The following is a 19,283-nucleotide window of genomic DNA, read 5'->3' on the forward strand; positions in this document are numbered from 1 at the left end:
GATCAGGTCCTCTCCGTTTTGCTAAGCCACATTTCGTCCATGCTTCCGCCGCGGATCTGCATCGGGTAAACATGTTCGGTTTCATCGACGGTCACGTCGACGAACACCAGCCGCTCTTTTTCCGCCAGCGCCTGCGCCAGCTTGCTTTCCAGCTCATCCGGCGTGCGAATGGCGATGCCGACATGGCCATAGGCCTCGGCCAGCTTGACGAAGTCCGGCAGCGAATCCATGTAAGACTGCGAGTGGCGGCCGGAATAAATCATGTCCTGCCACTGCTTCACCATGCCCAGATAACGGTTGTTGAGGTTCACCACCACCACCGGCAGGTTATATTGCAGCGCGGTGGACAGCTCCTGAATGTTCATCTGGATGCTGCCGTCGCCGGTAACGCACACCACGGTTTCCTCCGGCAGCGCCAGCTTGACGCCCAATGCCGCCGGCAGGCCGAAGCCCATGGTGCCGAGGCCGCCGGAGTTGATCCAACGGCGCGGTTTATCGAACGGATAATAAAGCGCGGCGAACATCTGGTGCTGCCCCACGTCCGAGGTCACATAGGCGTCGCCTTTGGTCAGACGATGCAGGGTTTCGATCACCGCCTGCGGCTTGATGGTGCCGCTGTTTTTGTCGTACCCCAAACAGTCGCGGGCACGCCACTGTTCGATAGACTGCCACCAGTCGCGCAGCGCATCGTGATCCTGCGCCTTGTCATCCTGCGCCAACAGCTCCAGCATCTGCACCAACACCTGTTTGGCGTCGCCAACGATCGGGATATCGGCATCCACCGTTTTGGAGATCGAGGTCGGATCGATATCGATATGCAGCACGGTGGCATCCGGGCAGTATTTGGCGAGATTATTGGTGGTGCGATCGTCGAAACGCACGCCGACGGCGAAGATCACATCGGCATGGTGCATGGTTTTATTGGCTTCATAGGTACCGTGCATGCCAAGCATGCCGATGCTCTGACGATGAGTGCCGGGGAAGGCCCCCAACCCCATCAGGCTGCTGGTCACCGGCAGATTCAATTGCTCCGCCAACGACAGCAGTTCGGCTTCGCAACCGGCGTTAATCGCGCCGCCGCCGACATACATCACCGGCTTTTTGGCCGCCAGAATGGTTTGCAACGCACGTTTGATCTGCCCGCGGTGGCCCTGCACCGTCGGGTTGTAGGAACGCATGATCACGTCCTGCGGGTAGGCATAAGGCATCCGCACCGCCGGGCCGACGATGTCTTTCGGCAGATCGATCACCACCGGGCCGGGCCGGCCGCTGGAAGCCAGGTAAAATGCCTTCTTCAACACCGCCGGGATGTCTTCGGTGCGTTTCACCAGGAAGCTGTGTTTCACCACCGGCCGTGAAATGCCCACCATATCGCACTCCTGGAAGGCGTCGTAGCCAATCAGCGAGCTGGGCACTTGCCCTGACAGCACCACCATCGGGATAGAATCCATATAGGCGGTGGCGATGCCGGTAATGGCGTTGGTGGCGCCCGGGCCGGACGTCACCAGCACCACGCCCACCTCGCCGGTGGCGCGCGCGTAGCCGTCGGCCATGTGCACCGCCCCTTGCTCGTGACGCACCAGAATATGATCGATTCCGCCGACCGTATGCAGGGCGTCGTAGATATCGAGCACCGCCCCGCCGGGGTAGCCGAATACATGTTTAACGCCCTGATCGATCAACGATCGGACGACCATCTCGGCTCCTGACAACATCTCCATGGGTTTGCCTCCAGGCTTGCTTATTCTTCTCTGGCGCTGGAACGTAGCGCCTGCTGCGGGGCAATGCCCCAAAATTTTTATGGGTTGTCGCTATCGAATTAACATAACGTCAGAATATGGGGCAGGCAAACGGCAAAATGGCTTAACCGCAGCGGGGTTATTGCCAAGCGGCTGGAGATCGTGGCTTTATAAAAACAATGCGCTAGCCCTGGGGTTGTCAGGCTAGGCATTGTTTCGAACAGAGGGGAAATTACAGAACTAAATCAGGCGAAGAATATGTCGTTTTTTTCGCCGGGCTGGCGGCCCGGCATCGGCCTCAGGCCTGTTCCCGGTACATCGAGTCGATTTCGCTCTGATAGCGCTGCAGGATCACTTTGCGACGCAGCTTAAGCGTTGGCGTCAGCTCTCCCAGCTCCATGGAAAAGGCCGCCGGCAGCAAAGTGAACTTCTTCACCTGCTCGAAACGCGCCAGCTCCTTTTGCATCTCGCGCAGGCGCTTCTCGAACATCTCAAGGATCTCACCGTTGCGCAGCAGCTCCAGGCGATCCTGGTATTTCAGGTTGACTGACTTCGCGTACTCTTCCAGCGACTCAAAGCACGGTACGATCAGCGCGGAAACGAACTTGCGCGCATCGGCGATGATCGCCACCTGCTCGATAAAGCGATCTTGCGCCAGCGTGCCTTCCAGCATCTGCGGCGCGATATATTTACCGCCGGAGGTTTTCATCAAATCCTTCAGGCGCTCGGTGATGAACAGATTGCCCTCTTCATCGATCGCCCCGGCGTCGCCGGTTTTCAGCCAGCCGTCTTGGGTAAAGGTCGCGGCGGTTTCCAACGGCTTGTTGAAATAGCCGCGCATCACGATCGGCCCGCGCACCTGGATTTCATTTTCCTCGCCGATGCGCACCTCAACCTCCGGCAGCGGCTTGCCGATAGAGCCGAAGCGAAAATGCCCCTCTTCCCAGCAAGACACGGTCGCACAGGTTTCGGTCATGCCGTAGCCGTACTTGATGTTGACGCCCATCGCCTGGAAAAACAGGATCACATTGTCATCCAGTTTGGCACCCGCTGCCGGCAAGAAGCGCACCCGGCCGCCGAGAATGCCGCGCAGCTTGCTCAACACCAGCTTGTCGGCCCAGCGGTGGGAGAGTTCGAACAGTTTGCCCAACGGTTTGCCGGCGCGCTCCTGCAGGAACTTGCGTTCGCCGCAGACGATCGCCCAGTGGAACAGCGCGCGGCGCAGCCAAGGGGCGCGCGCCACTTTCTCATGCACCGCGCTGAAAATCTTCTCGTAGAATCGCGGCACCGCGCACATCAGCGTCGGGCGCACCTGGCCCATCGCTTCCCGCACCCAGTCGGTGTTCGGCAGGAAGACGTTCTGCGCGCCGGAATGCATGACAAAGAAGCTCCAGGCTCGCTCGAATACGTGCGACAGCGGCAGGAAGCTGAGCGACACATCCTCTTCGCCGACCGTCAGTCGTTCATCATGCAGGTAGAGCTGCGCCGCCAGGTTGCGGTAGTCCAGCATGACCCCTTTCGGTTCGCCGGTGGTGCCCGAGGTATAGATCAGGGTAAAGAGATCCTGCAGGTCGCACTCTTCAATGCGCTGCTGACGTTGAGCGGTAAAAGCCGCCGGATCGGCAGCGCGCTCGAAGGCGCTCAGATGTTGTGCGATCTCGCAGCCACGCAGATCGGCGCCCTCGTCGAACACGATGATATGACTCAGCTGCGGGCAGACGCCGCGCAACGCGATGGCGGCATCCAGCTGCGCCTGCTCGCCGACGAACAGGATGCGGATGTCGGCGTCATTGATGACGAACGCCGCCTGCGCCGGCGTATTGGTGGAATAGAGCGGTACGCTGACGCCGCGCAGATGCAGGATCGCGAGATCGGCCAGCGACCAGGCCATGGTGTTGTTGGCGAAAATGCCGATGCGCTCTTGCACTTCGGCCCCCAGGGCCAGCAGCCCAGCGGCAATGCGATCAATACGGGCAGCGGCCTCTCCCCAGGTCAGTTGAAGCTCACCGTTGGGCGACCATTGGCGAAACGCTGTGCGATCCGCGCGGTGGGTAATTTGATGCTGTATACGATGGATCAAATGGTATTGCAGCAGATTATTGATCATAGTGCTCTAAGCCTGAAATGAATCAAACAGTTAAGCCAGAACGACGCCTTGCGGTTCTCATCTCAGCTTACACGTGTTTACTTTTTTCTGCGCAGTCTACCTACTCTCAGACAGAGGGAAAAGCGATTTCAGCGTAGAAGTGTGAGCTAAAACACGGGCTAACTTCGTCGCTTTCATCGCCAGGACAAAACGGCGGGGAAAAGAGGGGGTGATGCCGATAAAATGCGGTCCATTCGGACCGCCGCATCAGATTAGTTTAAAATTCCAGTCGGAAAGACAAAATCAGAATATAAATTTATATTAATTATTTTTGGCAAACGAACCAACTCACCCTGAAAATAAGTTATTTAATCGCCGTAAAACCAAGAAACATCTTAATAAAAACACAGATAGTTCTTAGTTTTCATCATGAGAAAAATCGCTCGGTTAAATATTATCTTTATATAATCCCGGTTTTTTATCGCGTTACTTTTGGCTTCCCGCCTCAATCAGAACAGATTTCATCCACTGGTGCCCTTTATCCCGTTCGGAAGATTCATGCCAGGAAAGATAGCAAGTGGCTTTATTGTCATTGCCGCATAAAGGAACCGCCTTTATTTTCAACGTTTCCGTCTGTTGCCGCACCAACCAGGCGGGCGCAATCGCCACCATGTCCGTTTGCGACACCATATTCAGTACGCTATAGAGATCGGTGCACTGTTGCGTCACGGCGCGCAGCATCGGCTCCTCGGAATAAAAAGGTTTACTGAACGATCCAAAACTTTCCAGGGAAACTGCGGCATGCTGTTCGGCCAGCATGAGTTCCGACGTCGTCTCTTCTCCCATTCTCGGGTGCGCCTGCGCGGCCACCAGCACTAATTCGTCGTCGAACATCGCCAGGCTGCGGAACTCCGCCGATTCGAAACGGCTGTAGCCAATGACAAATTCAACATCCTGATAGCGTAATTGGTGTTCAATATTATTGTTAATATATGACTTTACTTGCAGATTAAGCTGCGGCGCGATCTGTTTGACGTGATTGATTATCCCGGCCCCCAGACGCAAATCAAGCGGACTGCACAAAGACAGCGAGAACGCCCGCGTGCTGGTCAACGGCTCAAACTCTGCGCCCGGCAGCTCATTCTGTACCAGCTGCAGGGCTTGCCGCACCGGGCCAAACAGCTGCCTGGCCCGCATGGTGGGCTGGATCCCGCGCCCGCAGCGCACGAACAGCTCGTCGTTGAACATCACCTTCAGGCGCGCCACCGCGTTGCTCACCGCCGGCTGCGACATGCCTAACGAATTAGCGGCTCGCGTAATATTTTGCATTTGCATTACGGCGTCAAACACCGTCAGCAAATTAAGATCGACACTGCGCAAATGGATGTCCGCCGGCTCTTTGACCATGGCGATTTCTGAATCATATTCAGCCATATTTCACTCCACTAAATCCTGTGTAGATAATCTAATCCTTATGCTCGACAAACAATGAAACTCCGCATTGTCTTATCTTTGCACGAAAAATCCTGCCATTACCGCCATCAGCCGATAAAAAACCTCGTGTTACCGACACGATATAAGTCGTATATGGAATGCATGTCAGCAGCTTCTACCGCCAGAGGAAGAATGCTACCTGGGTGGTACTAATAATTAGGTATCAACAATGATTAATACAATTAAACAACGTAACCGTGCCGTGTGAGACAAACTATAAAAACACATCGCAAGCCATCAAACCATCTAAAAACATCGCTCACTTTGTGTTAAATCGCATTATTTTGTTATTTTAAGGCCAAAACAATCAATTAATCATATGAATTCAACGCAAACCATTTGTATTAAAAATGTTATTTTATTGCCCTCCGTGATTAACCCGCTTATTTTTTCATCATGAATTTTAACTCAACGAAATCCAGAAGCAATTAGTGCAGTATATATTCGATTCGTTTATGCTAAGCAACGCGCAAACTGCCCTTCGTTTTTTCTCTGGCGCACTGCTTTTTTGCCGAAGGATCCTCTGTCCGGCAGATTAACCGGCGCATTGTCCCCGCATTCAATCAGGTGTTGACATCGCCAGACCAATCACGTATCAAATTAGGCAGACACCCAATTTAAGAGAAGCTGAACCATTATGATCCGTACTCACCGTCTACTAGGCCTACTACTCAACGCATCTTGCTTGCGCGGTATGCCTGTGGACGACGTTCGGAGCTGACTCAGCCGATCACCCATAAGAAACCCGCGCTACTGCGCGGGTTTTTTTTTGCCCGCTTAGCGTGAAATCAACACGATAAGGAATGCACCGATGAGCCAACAAGTCATTATTTTCGATACCACGCTGCGTGATGGCGAGCAGGCGCTGCAGGCCAGCCTGAGCGTAAAAGAGAAGATTCAGATTGCGCTGGCGCTGGAAAGAATGGGCGTAGACGTGATGGAAGTCGGCTTCCCGGTCTCTTCACCGGGCGACTTCGAATCGGTGCAAACCATCGCTCGCCAAATCAAAAACAGTCGTGTCTGCGGCCTGGCCCGCTGCGTGGACAAAGACATCGACGTGGCCGCCGAAGCGCTGCGCGTCGCCGAAGCTTTCCGTATCCACGTATTCCTGGCGACCTCAACCCTGCACATCGAATCGAAGCTGAAACGCTCATTCGACGAAGTGCTGGAGATGGCGGTGCGCTCGGTAAAACGCGCCCGCAACTACACCGACGACGTGGAATTCTCCTGTGAAGACGCCGGCCGCACGCCGATCGACAATCTGTGTCGCGTGGTTGAAGCCGCCATCAACGCCGGCGCCACCACCATCAATATCCCGGACACCGTCGGTTACACCACCCCGAACCAGTTCGGCGGCATCATCACTACCCTGTATGACCGCGTGCCGAACATCGACAAAGCCATCATCTCCGTGCACTGCCACGACGATTTGGGCATGGCGGTCGGCAACTCCATCGCCGCAGTGCAGGCCGGTGCCCGCCAGGTGGAAGGCACCCTGAACGGCATTGGTGAACGCGCCGGCAACTGTTCGCTGGAAGAAGTGATCATGGCGATTAAAGTGCGCCAGGACATCATGAATGTGCACACCAACATCAATCACCAGGAAATTTTCCGCACCAGTCAGATCGTCAGCCAGCTGTGCAACATGCCGATCCCGGCCAACAAGGCGATCGTCGGCTCCAACGCCTTCGCCCACTCCTCCGGCATTCACCAGGACGGCGTGCTGAAGAACCGCGAAAACTACGAAATCATGACCCCGCAGTCGATCGGCCTGAAGGATGTGCAGTTGAACCTGACCTCCCGCTCCGGCCGCGCGGCGGTGAAGCACCGCATGGAAGAGATGGGCTACCAGGAGCAGGATTACAACCTGGATACCCTGTACGCCGCCTTCCTGAAGCTGGCCGACAAAAAGGGCCAGGTGTTCGACTACGATCTGGAGGCCTTGGCCTTCATCAACAAACAACAGGAAGAGCCTGAGCACTTCAGCCTGGGTTACTTCAGCGTGCAATCCGGCAGCAGCATCATGGCCACCGCCTCGGTGAAACTGATCTGCGGCGGCGAAGAGAAAGCCGAAGCCGCCACCGGCAACGGCCCGGTCGATGCGGTCTATCAGGCGATCAATCGCATCACCGACTACCCGATCGAGCTGGTGAAGTACCAGTTGACCGCCAAAGGCCATGGCCGCGACGCGCTGGGCCAGGTGGATATCGTGGTCTCTTACAATGGCCGCCGCTTCCACGGCGTGGGGTTGGCGACCGACATCGTCGAATCCTCCGCCAAGGCGATGGTGCACGTGTTGAACAATATTTGGCGCTCACAGCAGGTAGAAAAAGAAAAGCAGCGCCTGCAGCAAAACAAACATCAAAATAATCAGGAAACGGTGTGAACATGACGAAGACTTATCACATTGCCGTCTTGCCCGGAGACGGCATCGGCCCGGAAGTAATGGCTCAGGCGCGCAAAGTGTTGGACGCAGTGCGTCAACGCTTTGACATTCGCATCACCACCGCCGAGTACGACGTCGGCGGTATCGCCATCGATCGCCACGGCAGCCCGTTGCCGGCGGCGACCGTCGCCGGCTGCGAGCAGGCCGACGCCATCCTGTTCGGCTCGGTGGGCGGCCCGAAATGGGAACATCTGCCGCCGGCCGAGCAACCGGAACGCGGCGCGCTGTTGCCGCTGCGCAAACACTTCAAACTGTTCAGCAACCTGCGCCCGGCGCGCCTGTATCAAGGGCTGGAGGCGTTCTGCCCGCTGCGCGCCGACATCGCCGCCCGCGGCTTCGACATTCTGTGCGTGCGCGAATTGACCGGCGGCATCTACTTCGGCCAGCCGAAGGGCCGTGAAGGCCAGGGCATGCAGGAGCGCGCCTTCGACACCGAGGTGTACCACCGTTTCGAGATTGAGCGCATCGCGCGCATCGCCTTCGAGTCCGCCCGCAAGCGTCGCCACAAGGTGACGTCGATCGATAAGGCCAACGTGCTGCAAAGCTCCATCCTGTGGCGTGAAGTAGTCAATCAGGTCGCCAAGGATTACCCGGACGTGTCGCTGTCGCACATGTATATCGACAACGCCACCATGCAGCTGATCAAAGATCCGTCCCAGTTCGACGTGCTGCTGTGCTCCAACCTGTTCGGCGACATCCTGTCCGACGAATGCGCGATGATCACCGGCTCGATGGGCATGCTGCCATCCGCCAGCCTGAACGAACAAGGTTTCGGCCTGTACGAACCGGCGGGCGGTTCCGCGCCGGATATTGCAGGCAAAGGCATCGCCAACCCGATTGCGCAAATCCTGTCCGCCACCCTGCTGCTGCGTTACAGCCTGGACGCCGATGAAGCGGCCGACGCCGTAGAACGCGCCATCAACCAGGCGTTGGAACAGGGCTACCGCACCGCCGATCTGGCCGGTGACGGCAAAGCCGTCAGCACCGATGAAATGGGCGACATCATCGCTCGCTTTGTAGCTCAGGGGGCATAACATGGCCAAGACCTTATACCAGAAGCTGTACGACGCCCACGTGGTGCACGAAGCGCCGAACGAAACGCCGTTGCTGTATATCGACCGGCACCTGGTGCACGAAGTCACCTCGCCGCAGGCGTTCGACGGCCTGCGCGCCATGGGCCGCAAGGTACGCCAGCCCGGCAAAACCTTCGCCACCATGGATCACAACGTGTCGACCCAGACCAAAGACATCAACGCCAGCGGCGAAATGGCGCGTATCCAGATGCAGGAGCTGATCAAGAACTGCGCGGAATTCGGCGTTTCGCTGTATGACCTGAACCACCCGTTCCAGGGCATCGTGCACGTGATTGGGCCTGAACAAGGCATGACGCTGCCGGGCATGACCATCGTCTGCGGCGACTCGCACACCGCCACCCACGGCGCTTTCGGCTCTCTGGCGTTCGGCATCGGCACCTCGGAAGTAGAGCATGTGCTGGCGACCCAGACCCTGAAGCAGGGCCGCGCCAAAACCATGAAGATTGAAGTGACCGGCGACGCCGCCGAGGGCATTACCGCCAAAGACATCGTGCTGGCGGTGATCGGCAAAACCGGCAGCGCCGGCGGCACCGGCCACGTGGTGGAATTCTGTGGCAAGGCGATCGAAGCGTTGAGCATGGAAGGCCGCATGACCCTGTGCAACATGGCGATCGAAATGGGCGCCAAAGCCGGATTAGTGGCGCCGGACGACACCACCTTCGCCTACCTGAAGGGGCGCCAGTTTGCGCCAACCGGCGAAAACTGGGAGCAGGCGGTCGCTTACTGGCGCACGCTGAAGTCCGACGCCGACGCCCAATTCGATACCGTAGTGACGCTGCACGCCGAAGAGATCGCGCCGCAGGTCACCTGGGGCACCAACCCCGGCCAGGTGATCGCCGTCAATCAGGCGATCCCGGCGCCGGAATCGTTCAGCGATCCGGTCGAGCGCGCCTCCGCCGAGAAAGCGTTGGCCTACATGGATTTGAAACCGGGCATCAAATTGACCGAGGTGCCGATCGACAAAGTGTTCATCGGCTCCTGCACCAACTCACGCATCGAAGATCTGCGCGCGGCGGCGGCTATCGCCAAGGGGCGCAAGGTCGCCAGCGGCGTGCAGGCCATCGTAGTGCCTGGCTCCGGCCCGGTGAAGGCCCAGGCGGAAGCCGAAGGGTTGGACAAAATCTTTATCGAAGCCGGTTTCGAATGGCGTTTGCCGGGTTGCTCGATGTGCCTGGCGATGAACAACGACCGCCTGAATCCGGGCGAGCGCTGCGCATCCACCAGCAACCGTAACTTTGAAGGGCGTCAGGGCCGCGGTGGGCGCACCCACCTGGTCAGCCCGGCGATGGCCGCCGCGGCCGCCGTCGCCGGTCACTTCGCCGACATCCGTGATATTCACTAAGGGGCTAACGTGGCTAAATTTACTCAACATACCGGCTTAGTGGTGCCTTTGGATGCGGCCAACGTCGACACCGACGCCATTATTCCCAAGCAGTTTTTACAGAAGGTCACCCGCACCGGTTTCGGCCAGCACCTGTTCAACGACTGGCGCTTCCTCGACGACGCCGGCCAGCAACCGAACCCGGAGTTCGTGCTGAACAAACCGCGCTATAAAGGCGCCAGCATCCTGTTGGCGCGCGAAAACTTCGGCTGCGGCTCCTCGCGCGAACACGCCCCCTGGGCGCTGACCGACTACGGTTTCAAAGTGGTGATCGCGCCGAGCTTCGCCGATATCTTCTACGGCAACTCGTTCAACAACCAGCTGTTGCCGGTGACGCTGAGCGAGCAGCAGGTGGACGAGCTGTTCAAACTGGTGGACGCCAACGAGGGAACAGAGTTCGTGGTGGATCTGGAGAACCAGACGGTCAACGCCGGCGGCAAAAGCTATCCGTTCGAAATCGACAGCTTCCGCCGCCACTGCATGATCAACGGACTGGACAGCATCGGCCTGACGCTACAGCACGAAGCGGACATCTCCCGCTACGAAGCGCAACAGCCGGCGTTTCTGAACTGATCCCTTTCACCCGCCGCCCGGCGGGTGAATTTTTTCCTCACCAGTAGCCCAGCAGTTTCCACCATGCCCCGCCGATCAGCATCCAGATCAGCAGGTTAACCACGCTCATCACCCATCCTGCTTTCCACCACTCCCCCAGCGTCACATAGCCGGAGCCGAAGATGATCGGCGCGGTGCCGGTGCCGTAATGGGTCAGCGACATCATCAGCGAAGAAGAGAACGCCAGGATCAGGCCCAGCAACGCCGGCGGCGCCCCGAGCGCGATGCCGGCGGCGAAGAAGGCGGCGAACATCGCCGTCACGTGCGCGGTGGTGCTGGCGAAGAAATAGTGAGAATACAAATAGATAATGGTCAGCAAGATCGTGCCACCCACCCAACTCATGCCCATATGGTCGATGCCGTTGCCCACGGTTTGCGACAACCAGCCTATTAGCCCCAGCTTGCCGAGGAAACTGGCCATCATCACCAGCGCCGAGAACCACACCACGGTATCCCAGGCACCTTTATGTTTCAGCACGTCTTCCCAGCTCAGCACCCCGGTGGCCAGCAGCACCGCCAGGCCGATCAGCGCCGCCGTGGTGGGATTAACCGCCAACGCCGGGCCGAAGATCATCGCCGGGATGCCGGCCCATAGCACCAGCAGCAGCGCGAACACCCCGAGGGTGATTTTTTCTGGCAGCGTCACCGGCCCCAGCGTCTGCAGTTTTTCGCGCGCGAAGCGCGGCGCGTCCGGCGTACTTTTCACCTCGGGCGGATACAGCAGGTAAATAACCAGCGGCATCACGATCAGCGAACACAGCCCCGGCACCAGGGCGGCGACCGCCCACATCGACCAGGACAGCTCGAAGTTACCGTGGGTGCCCTTGGCGATCAGGCTGACGATCAGCGGGTTAGGCGCCGTGGCGGTGATAAACATCGCCGAGGTGACCGGGTTGATGTTGTAGTTCACCAGCGACAGATAGCGGCCAATCTTGCCGGAGGTATTAAGTTCGGGTTTAGAGCCGAAGCTGTCGGCGATCGACTTCATGATCGGGTGAATGATGCCGCCGCCGCGCGCGGTATTGCTCGGCGTCACCGGCGCCAGCGTGGTTTCCGCCAGCGTCAGCGCGTAGGCGATGCCCAGCGTTTTCTTGCCGAACAGCGAGATGAAATAGTAGCCGATGCGCGCGCCCAGTCCGGTTTTGTTCAGGCTGAGGGAGATCATGATCGAAAAGCCGATCAGCCAGATCAGCTGGTTGGAGAAGCCGCTGAGGGCGTCGTCCAGCGCCGCGCCCGGCTTGCCGGGGTTGGTGACGCCGGTCACCGCCACCAGAGCGATGGCGATCACCGAGACCGCACCGATCGGCATCGCCTTGCCTATGATGGCGATGATGGTACCGATAAACAGCGCCAGCAGCTGCCAGGCGTTGGGCGCAACGCCTTCGGGGACGGGAATGAGGAACCAGATGATCAGCGTGGCGGCGAGCGCGCACAGGGAAGGAAGCGGTTTGAGCGGTGTGAGTTTATCCATAACGTTCCCACTGTTCTAAACAACGAGGCGGCGTCTCAATAGCGAGACGGGCGTGGACGCAACGATCGCGCTCCATATGCCTTCAGCTTGGGCGTCCGGTTTAGCATTCTCAATGACTTGCATCAAGAATGCCGCCGTTTGACCTCACACTTCACGCACTTTGGCGCTCATCCAGAGCGCCGCCAGCGCCAGCAGCGCCGCCAGCCAGTACACCGAGTAGTGACCGAGGTTCTCCACCAGTGCGCCCTGCAGCACCCCGGCCAGGATCACCCCGGTGGAGATGCTGTTGGTGAACAGCGTGGTGGCGACGCCCGGTCGGCCCGGCATCAAATCTTGAAAATAGAGCATGCCGATACCGGCGACAATGCCGATAAACACCGCGTTGAGCAGCTGCAGAGCGAGCAGCGCCGGCTTGGTCGCCAACATCGTCAGCCCAAGGTAGAACAGCACGCCCGCCGTCACCGCCAACAGCATCATATTGCGTTTGCCGAAGCGCTTGACGTAGTAACCAGCCAGCAGCATCGCCGGGATTTCCAACCCGGCGGCGGTGCCCATCAACACGCCGGCCAGCCCTTCCGGCAGCCCGAGATCGGCGGTGATATACAGCGGCATGTCGATGATGTACAGGGTGTTGCAGGTCCACATCAGCATCGAAGCGATGAACAGCAGCCGCACGTCGCGATTGCGCCAGGCGCCGGCGGGCGCGATCGGCGCAGAGGCACCGCCATGCAGCTCATTGCGCTCCGCCGCGCGCGGCACCGATGGCAACGTGAACCACACCAGCAGCGCGCAAATCACGAAGGTGGCGGCGGCGATCAGAAACATCACGGTGAACCCATAATTCAGCGCCAACGCAAACGACAGCGGCGGGCCAATCACCCACGCCAGCGAAAGCTGGGCACGCATGACCGAACTGAACATCGCCACTTCACGCGCCTCGCTGTCGGCGTATTCACGCGCCAACGCGAAAATCTGCGGCATGCCGGTGTTGGCGATCGCCGACAGCAACACCCCGGCGGTGATCAGCGTCAGATAATCGCGATTGAAAGCGAACAACAGACAGTTGCCGACCGCCATCAGGCAGCACAGCAGGATCAATCGGCGTCGATCGCCGCGGGTGTCGGAGCGCTTGGCCAGCAGGAAGCTGACCAGGATGCCGGCCACCGCATTGGCGGTATAAAACAGCCCGACCCACAACGGCCGCACTTTCACCTCGGTGGTCAGAAACAGGCTGAGCGTCGGCGTCAGCAACGCGCCGGCGATGCCGGAAAGAAAAGCGATCAGCAGGAATGCGGCAAAGATGGGGTTGATGCGCAGTGTCAGCCGGCTCAGGCGTTGCATATCGTCTTCCCTGACCTCAAAACGAAAGTGAAACCTTAGGCCACGGCGAGAAAAATGCAAGCGCATCGCCCTGACCAGGCATAAAAAAACCAGTGGGTCGCCCCACTGGCTGGTGAAACAGCACCATTACTCAGAAACTTGTCACCGCAGCCCCTACAGGTGCTCGCGGTACTGCTTGTCGGTCATCTCTTTGATGTCCCATTGCGTCAGGTGCGCCAGCATCGCCAGCCGCGCCTGTTCGGGCACCACGCTCAGCCAGTCGGCATGCTGACGGCGCACCGCGCGGAAATAGCGCTGATAGAACTGTTTGGATAAGAAAGCTTTCATCATTACGCCCTCCCCTTTCATTGATGAAAATTATCGGCGTAATATAGGGAAAGAAAAATTGACGACTTGAGGCGGGAGTGTTCCTCTTTTATGTCCACGTCCAGATTGCAGCAGCAGTTCATCCGTCTGTGGCAGCGCTGCCACGGCGAAACCACCGACACCACGCTGCAGGCGCTGGCAGAGGCGCTCAGCTGCTCGCGGCGGCATGTGCGCTCCCTGCTGAGCGCCATGCAACGGGAGGGTTGGCTCACCTGGCAGGCGGAATCGGGGCGCGGCAAACGTTCGCGTCTCACCTTCCATTACACCGGCCTGGCGCTGCAGCAACAGCGGGCCGAGGAGCTCCTGGAGCAGGATCGCATCGATCAGTTGGTGCAACTGGTAGGCGACAAAGACGTGGTACGCCAGATGCTGCTGTCGCAGCTGGGGCGCAGCTTCCGCCAGGGGAAACACATCCTGCGGGTGCTCTACTACCGGCAGCTGTACAACCTGCTGCCCGGCTCGGCGCTGCGGCGTTCGGAGACCCATTTGGCGCGCCAGATCTTCAACGGCCTGACGCGCATAAATGAGGAAAACGGGGAACTGGAGTCCGACCTGTCCCACCATTGGCAAATGCTGACGCCGCTGCACTGGCGGTTTTACCTGCGCCCGGCGATCCATTTTCATCACGGCCGCGAGCTGGAGATGGCGGACGTCATCAGTTCGCTTTCGCGTCTGACCTCGCAACCGCTGTTCTCGCATATCGAAAGCGTCACCTCGCCGACGCCGTTCGTTGTCGACGTGCATCTGCGCAGCGCCGATCACTGGCTGCCCTGGCTATTAGGCAGCGTACACGCCATGATCCTGCCGCGCGAATGGCGCGAGCTGCCGGACTTCGCCCGCCATCCGATCGGCACCGGCCCATACCGCGTGGTGCGCAATCTCCCCAGCCAGATGAAGATCCACGCCTTCGACGACTATTTCGGCTACCGGGCGCTGATCGATGAGGTGAATATCTGGGTGCTGCCGGAATTCTCCGAAGAGCTGGTGCACTCAGGCGTACAGCTGCAGGGCGATGAAACCGCCAACAATGAACTGGAAAGCCGGCTGGAAGAGGGCTGTTATTTCCTGCTGTTCGATCGGCGCTCCCCATTGGCGGCCGATCCCGCCATTCGCAGCTGGCTGTGCGAATTGATCAATCCCATTTCGCTGCTGAGCCACGCCGGGCCGCTCTATCAGCGCTACTGGTCGCCGGCGTACGGCCTGCTGCCGCGCTGGCACCACAACCGCGCGCTGGCGCAGCAGCCCAAGCCGCCGGGTCTGACCGAACTGACGATGACCCACTTCAATGAGCATTCGGAGTTTCACGCCATCCGTCAGGCGATCGAGCCGCTGCTGGCGCAGCACGGCATCCGCCTGATCGTGCAAAGCGTGGACTACGCCACCTGGCACCAGGGGGACGCGCGCAGCGATCTGTGGCTCGGCAGCGCCAACTTCTATCTGCCGCTGGAGTTTTCGCTGTTCGCCACACTGTATGAACTGCCGCTGATGCAGCACTGCATGAACGAGGATCTGGCGCAGGACGCCGCGCTGTGGCGAGCCAACCGCCTGCCGCTGGCGGAGTTTTGCCAACGTCTGGTCAGCGATCATCAACTGCATCCGCTGTTCCACCACTGGCTGCAGCTGCACGGCCAGCGCAGCATGCGCGGCGTGCGGATGAACACCCTCGGCTGGTTCGACTTCAAGTCCGCCTGGTTTGCCCCACCGGAGGCATAAGCGCCTTTCGTCAAGGCCGGTTAATCTTTACAATAGCGCCGTCTCAACGGGGTGCGGAAATTCGCTGCGTATCACACGCCCGATTTTCCGCTGAGAGCACACCCGTCGAACCTGATCCGGTCAATACCGGCGGAGGGATTTGAGCCCAGCGAACCGGCGACGCCGCCTCGCCCCCTCAGATGCCCTTGCCCCCTTATTTCTCAGGAGTGCAACGTGGTCAAAAAATATCTGCCCTGCTTATTGCTGCTGTGCGCCGCGCCGGTGTTCGCCAAGCCAACGCTGACGGTTTACACCTACGATTCCTTCGCCGCCGACTGGGGCCCTGGCCCGGCGGTGAAGAAAGCCTTCGAGGCCGAGTGCGACTGTGAACTGAAGTTCGTCGCGCTGGAAGACGGCGTTTCGCTGCTGAACCGTCTGCGCATGGAGGGCAAGAACAGCGCCGCCGACGTGGTGCTGGGGTTGGACAACAACCTGCTGCAGGCGGCGCAGCAAACCGGCCTGTTCGCGCCGAGCGGCGTCGACACCGCCAGGCTGACGGTGCCGGGCGGCTGGCAGGACGTGACCTTCGTGCCTTACGATTACGGGTACTTCGCCTTCGTCTACAACAAAGAAAAACTGAAGAACCCGCCGAAAAGCCTGCAGGAGCTGGTCAGCAGCGATCGCAACTGGAAAGTGATCTACGAAGATCCGCGCACCAGCACGCCGGGGCTCGGCCTGCTGCTGTGGATGCAGAAAGTGTATGGCGACAAGGCGCCAGCCGCCTGGCAGCAGCTGGCGAAGAAGACCGTTACCGTCACCAAAGGCTGGAGTGAAGCCTACGGCCTGTTCCTGAAAGGCGAAGGCGATCTGGTGCTCAGCTACACCACCTCTCCCGCCTATCACCTGATCGCAGAGAAAAAAGACCTCTACGCCGCCGCCATGTTCAGCGAAGGCCACTACCTGCAGGTGGAAGTGGCCGGCAAGCTGAAGGCCGCCAAACAGCCCGAACTGGCGGAACGTTTCATGCAGTTCATGGTGACGCCGGCATTCCAGAACACCATCCCGACCGGCAACTGGATGTACCCGGTGATCAACACTCCGCTGCCCGTCGGCTTTGAACAGATGAACGTACCGCATACCGCGCTGCAGTACAGCGCCGAAGAGGTGGCCACACAACGCGGCGGCTGGATCCGGGCATGGCAAACCGCCGTCAGCCGCTGATCCCCCGCTGGCTCTGGCCGGGGCTGCTGGCCGCCAGCGTGATCCTGCTGGTCGCCGCGCTGGCGATGGGTTCGCTGTGGCGTCACGCGCCGGACAGCGACTGGCGCAGCCTGTCGCAGGACAGCTATCTGTGGCACGTGGTGCGCTTCACCTTTTGGCAGGCGCTGCTGTCGGCGCTGATCTCGGTGCTGCCCGCCATCCCGCTGGCGCGCGCGCTCTATCGCCGCCGTTTCCCCGGCCGGCAACTGCTGCTGCGGCTGTGCGCCATGACGCTGGTGCTGCCGGTGTTGGTGGCGGTATTCGGCCTGCTCAGCGTCTATGGGCGCCAGGGCTGGCTGGCGACGCTGTGCGGCTGGCTGGGCGTGGAGTATGGCTTCTCGCCTTACGGCCTGCAGGGCATTCTGCTGGCGCACCTGTTCTTTAACCTGCCGCTGGCGACCCGCCTGTTGCTGCAGGCGCTGGAGAATATTCCGGTGGAACAGCGCCAATTGGCCGCCCAACTGGGCATGAGCGGCTGGCAGCAGTTCCGCTTCGTCGAATGGCCGGCGCTGCGCCGCCAAATCCTGCCGAGCGGCGCGCTGATCTTCATGTTGTGCTTCGCCAGCTTCGCCACCGTGCTGTCGCTGGGCGGCGGGCCGCAGGCCACCACCATCGAACTGGCGATCTACCAGGCGCTGAGTTACGACTACGATCTGGGACGCGCCGCCATGCTGGCGCTGATCCAGCTGGGCTGTTGTCTCGGGCTGGTGTTGATCAGTCAGCGCCTGAGCCAGGCATTGCCGGTGGGGCATACCCACGCCCAGCGCTGGCGCAATCCGGAAGACAGCCTGTGGCGACGCATCGGCGATTCCCTGCTGATCGCCGCCGCGCTGTTGCTGTTGCTGCCGCCCTTGCTGGCGGTGATCGCCGATGGCGCCAACCAGGCTATCCTCAGCGTACTGCGCCAGCCAGTGCTGTGGCAGGCCCTGTTCACGTCGCTGCGCATCGCCCTCGGCGCCGGGCTGCTGTGTGTGGCGCTCACCCTGATGCTGCTGTGGAGCAGCCGCGAGTTGAAGCTGCGGCAGCAGCTGCGCGGCGGCCAGGCGCTGGAGCTGAGCGGCATGGTGATCCTGGCGATGCCGGGCATCGTGCTGGCCACCGGCTTCTTCCTGCTGCTGAGCGATACCATCGGGTTGCCGCAGTCGCCCTATGCGCTGGTGATCCTCACCAATGCGCTGATGGCGGTGCCCTATGCGCTCAAGGTGTTGGAGAATCCGATGCGCGACCTCGCCGAACGTTACAACCCGCTGTGCCTGTCGCTGGATATCCGCGGCTGGCAACGGCTGCGGCTGATTGAGCTGCGCGCCTTGCGCCGCCCGCTGGCGCAGGCGCTGGCCTTCGCCTGCGTGCTGTCGATCGGCGATTTCGGCGTGGTCGCCTTGTTTGGCAACGAGCATTTCCGTACCCTGCCTTTTTATCTGTATCAGCAGATTGGCGCCTACCGCAGCCATGACGGCGCGGTGACCGCGCTGCTGTTGCTGCTGTTATGCTTCCTGCTGTTTACCCTGATCGAACGCTTACCGGGCCGCCATGCTGACGCTTGAAAAACTGACCTATCTGTATGACCACCTGCCGATGCGCTTTGACCTGCGCATCCAGCCGGGCGAGCGCGTCGCGGTGCTCGGCCCCAGCGGCGCCGGCAAAAGCACCTTGCTGAGCCTGATCGCCGGTTTTCTGCCGGCGGCCAGCGGCCGGCTGCTGCTGAACGGTGAGGATCACACCGCCACACCGCCGGCCAAACGGCCGGTGTCGATGCTGTTTCAGGAAAACAATCTGTTCGCGCACCTGACGGTGGCGCAGAACATCGGATTGGGGTTGGATCCCGGCCTGCGCTTGAACGCGCAGCAGCGCCAACAGCGGGCGCAAATCGCCCGGCAAGTCGGCCTGGAAGAGCATCTGGAACGCCTGCCGTCGCAACTTTCGGGCGGCCAGCGTCAGCGCGCCGCGCTGGCGCGCTGTTTGATTCGCCAGCGGCCGATCCTGCTGCTCGACGAACCCTTCTCGGCGCTCGACCCGGCGCTGCGCAACGAGATGCTGCAACTGCTGCGGACGGTGTGCGAACAGCGCAACCTGACGCTGCTGATGGTATCGCACAACCTCGACGACGCCGCGCGCATCGCGCCGCGCACGCTGCTGGTGGTCGACGGCCGCATCTACTACGACGGCCCGACGCAGGCCCTGCTGGACGGCAGCGCGCCCGAAGCGCGCGTGCTGGGCATTTCGGGTAAAGCGTGATCTGACGCTCGTTTTTTATGCTGCGCCAATAAACCTGTTGTGCGAATTTTGCGCCTGTGTTTTTAT

Annotated in this window: 14 protein-coding genes and 1 riboswitch; of the genes, 8 read left to right on the plus strand and 6 right to left on the minus strand. The window is 59.9% G+C overall.

The genetic code is table 11. The features are described 5' to 3' along the window. Positions 1-2 precede the first annotated feature (2 nt). From ilvI to leuO, 3 genes are all read right to left on the minus strand, one after another. Positions 3-1,721, minus strand: coding sequence for an acetolactate synthase 3 large subunit (ilvI, locus tag GKN89_RS12510; RefSeq protein ID WP_154747111.1), 1,719 nt, complete (start codon positions 1,719-1,721; stop codon positions 3-5). Positions 1,722-2,037: 316 nt separating this feature from the next. Next, positions 2,038-3,846 (minus strand): long-chain fatty acid--CoA ligase, encoded by a 1,809-nt coding sequence (locus tag GKN89_RS12515; protein ID WP_019455061.1) that lies wholly within the window; start codon positions 3,844-3,846, stop codon positions 2,038-2,040. Positions 3,847-4,311: 465 nt separating this feature from the next. Beyond that, positions 4,312-5,259, minus strand: a complete 948-nt coding sequence (gene leuO, locus GKN89_RS12520; protein ID WP_154747112.1) for a transcriptional regulator LeuO — start codon at positions 5,257-5,259, stop codon at positions 4,312-4,314. Between the two features lie 871 nt (positions 5,260-6,130). Here leuO and leuA point away from each other — a divergent pair. From leuA to leuD, 4 genes are read left to right on the plus strand one after another with little or no spacing between them, the layout of a single operon-like run. After that, the gene (gene leuA, locus GKN89_RS12530) at positions 6,131-7,705 is read left to right on the plus strand and encodes a 2-isopropylmalate synthase (RefSeq protein WP_004932820.1); all 1,575 of its coding nucleotides are present in this window, start codon (positions 6,131-6,133) and stop codon (positions 7,703-7,705) included. Positions 7,706-7,707: 2 nt separating this feature from the next. Further along, a complete protein-coding gene (gene leuB, locus GKN89_RS12535) occupies positions 7,708-8,799 on the plus strand; it encodes a 3-isopropylmalate dehydrogenase (protein WP_154747113.1) in 1,092 nt (363 codons plus the stop codon). Position 8,800: 1 nt separating this feature from the next. Beyond that, a complete protein-coding gene (gene leuC, locus GKN89_RS12540) occupies positions 8,801-10,201 on the plus strand; it encodes a 3-isopropylmalate dehydratase large subunit (protein ID WP_044029698.1) in 1,401 nt (466 codons plus the stop codon). Positions 10,202-10,210: 9 nt separating this feature from the next. Continuing rightward, complete coding sequence (leuD, locus tag GKN89_RS12545; RefSeq protein WP_025159634.1) at positions 10,211-10,813, plus strand: 3-isopropylmalate dehydratase small subunit; 603 nt, start codon at positions 10,211-10,213, stop codon at positions 10,811-10,813. Between the two features lie 37 nt (positions 10,814-10,850). Here leuD and GKN89_RS12550 read toward each other — a convergent pair whose 3' ends face one another. The 3 genes from GKN89_RS12550 to sgrT form a co-directional block, all read right to left on the minus strand. After that, positions 10,851-12,323, minus strand: a complete 1,473-nt coding sequence (locus GKN89_RS12550) for a DASS family sodium-coupled anion symporter (RefSeq protein ID WP_154747114.1) — start codon at positions 12,321-12,323, stop codon at positions 10,851-10,853. 144 nt (positions 12,324-12,467) lie between these two features. Beyond that, positions 12,468-13,664, minus strand: a complete 1,197-nt coding sequence (locus GKN89_RS12555) for a sugar efflux transporter (protein WP_019455055.1) — start codon at positions 13,662-13,664, stop codon at positions 12,468-12,470. Positions 13,665-13,817: 153 nt separating this feature from the next. After that, positions 13,818-13,994, minus strand: a complete 177-nt coding sequence (sgrT, locus tag GKN89_RS12560) for a glucose uptake inhibitor SgrT (RefSeq protein ID WP_019455054.1) — start codon at positions 13,992-13,994, stop codon at positions 13,818-13,820. Between the two features lie 87 nt (positions 13,995-14,081). Between sgrT and sgrR the strand changes: the two genes are divergently transcribed. The 4 genes from sgrR to thiQ all read left to right on the plus strand — a co-directional run bounded on the left by sgrR (position 14,082) and on the right by thiQ (position 19,217). Next, positions 14,082-15,743 carry an HTH-type transcriptional regulator SgrR gene (gene sgrR / locus GKN89_RS12565; protein ID WP_063918150.1) on the plus strand — a complete coding sequence of 554 codons (1,662 nt, stop codon included), beginning with the start codon at positions 14,082-14,084 and terminating at the stop codon, positions 15,741-15,743. 37 nt (positions 15,744-15,780) lie between these two features. Next, positions 15,781-15,899, plus strand: a riboswitch (TPP riboswitch). Between the two features lie 57 nt (positions 15,900-15,956). Beyond that, a complete protein-coding gene (gene thiB / locus GKN89_RS12570) occupies positions 15,957-16,943 on the plus strand; it encodes a thiamine ABC transporter substrate binding subunit (protein ID WP_370520201.1) in 987 nt (328 codons plus the stop codon). After that, positions 16,919-18,526 (plus strand): thiamine/thiamine pyrophosphate ABC transporter permease ThiP, encoded by a 1,608-nt coding sequence (gene thiP / locus GKN89_RS12575; RefSeq protein WP_154747115.1) that lies wholly within the window; start codon positions 16,919-16,921, stop codon positions 18,524-18,526. The genes thiB and thiP overlap by 25 nt, the downstream gene beginning before the upstream one ends. Further along, positions 18,513-19,217 carry a thiamine ABC transporter ATP-binding protein ThiQ gene (gene thiQ / locus GKN89_RS12580; RefSeq protein WP_063918147.1) on the plus strand — a complete coding sequence of 235 codons (705 nt, stop codon included), beginning with the start codon at positions 18,513-18,515 and terminating at the stop codon, positions 19,215-19,217. Before thiP ends, thiQ begins: the two co-directional genes overlap by 14 nt. The last annotated feature ends 66 nt before the right edge of the window (positions 19,218-19,283 follow it).

The organism is Serratia sp. YC16 (assembly GCF_009707615.1).
In the GTDB taxonomy this organism is placed as follows: domain Bacteria; phylum Pseudomonadota; class Gammaproteobacteria; order Enterobacterales; family Enterobacteriaceae; genus Serratia; species Serratia surfactantfaciens.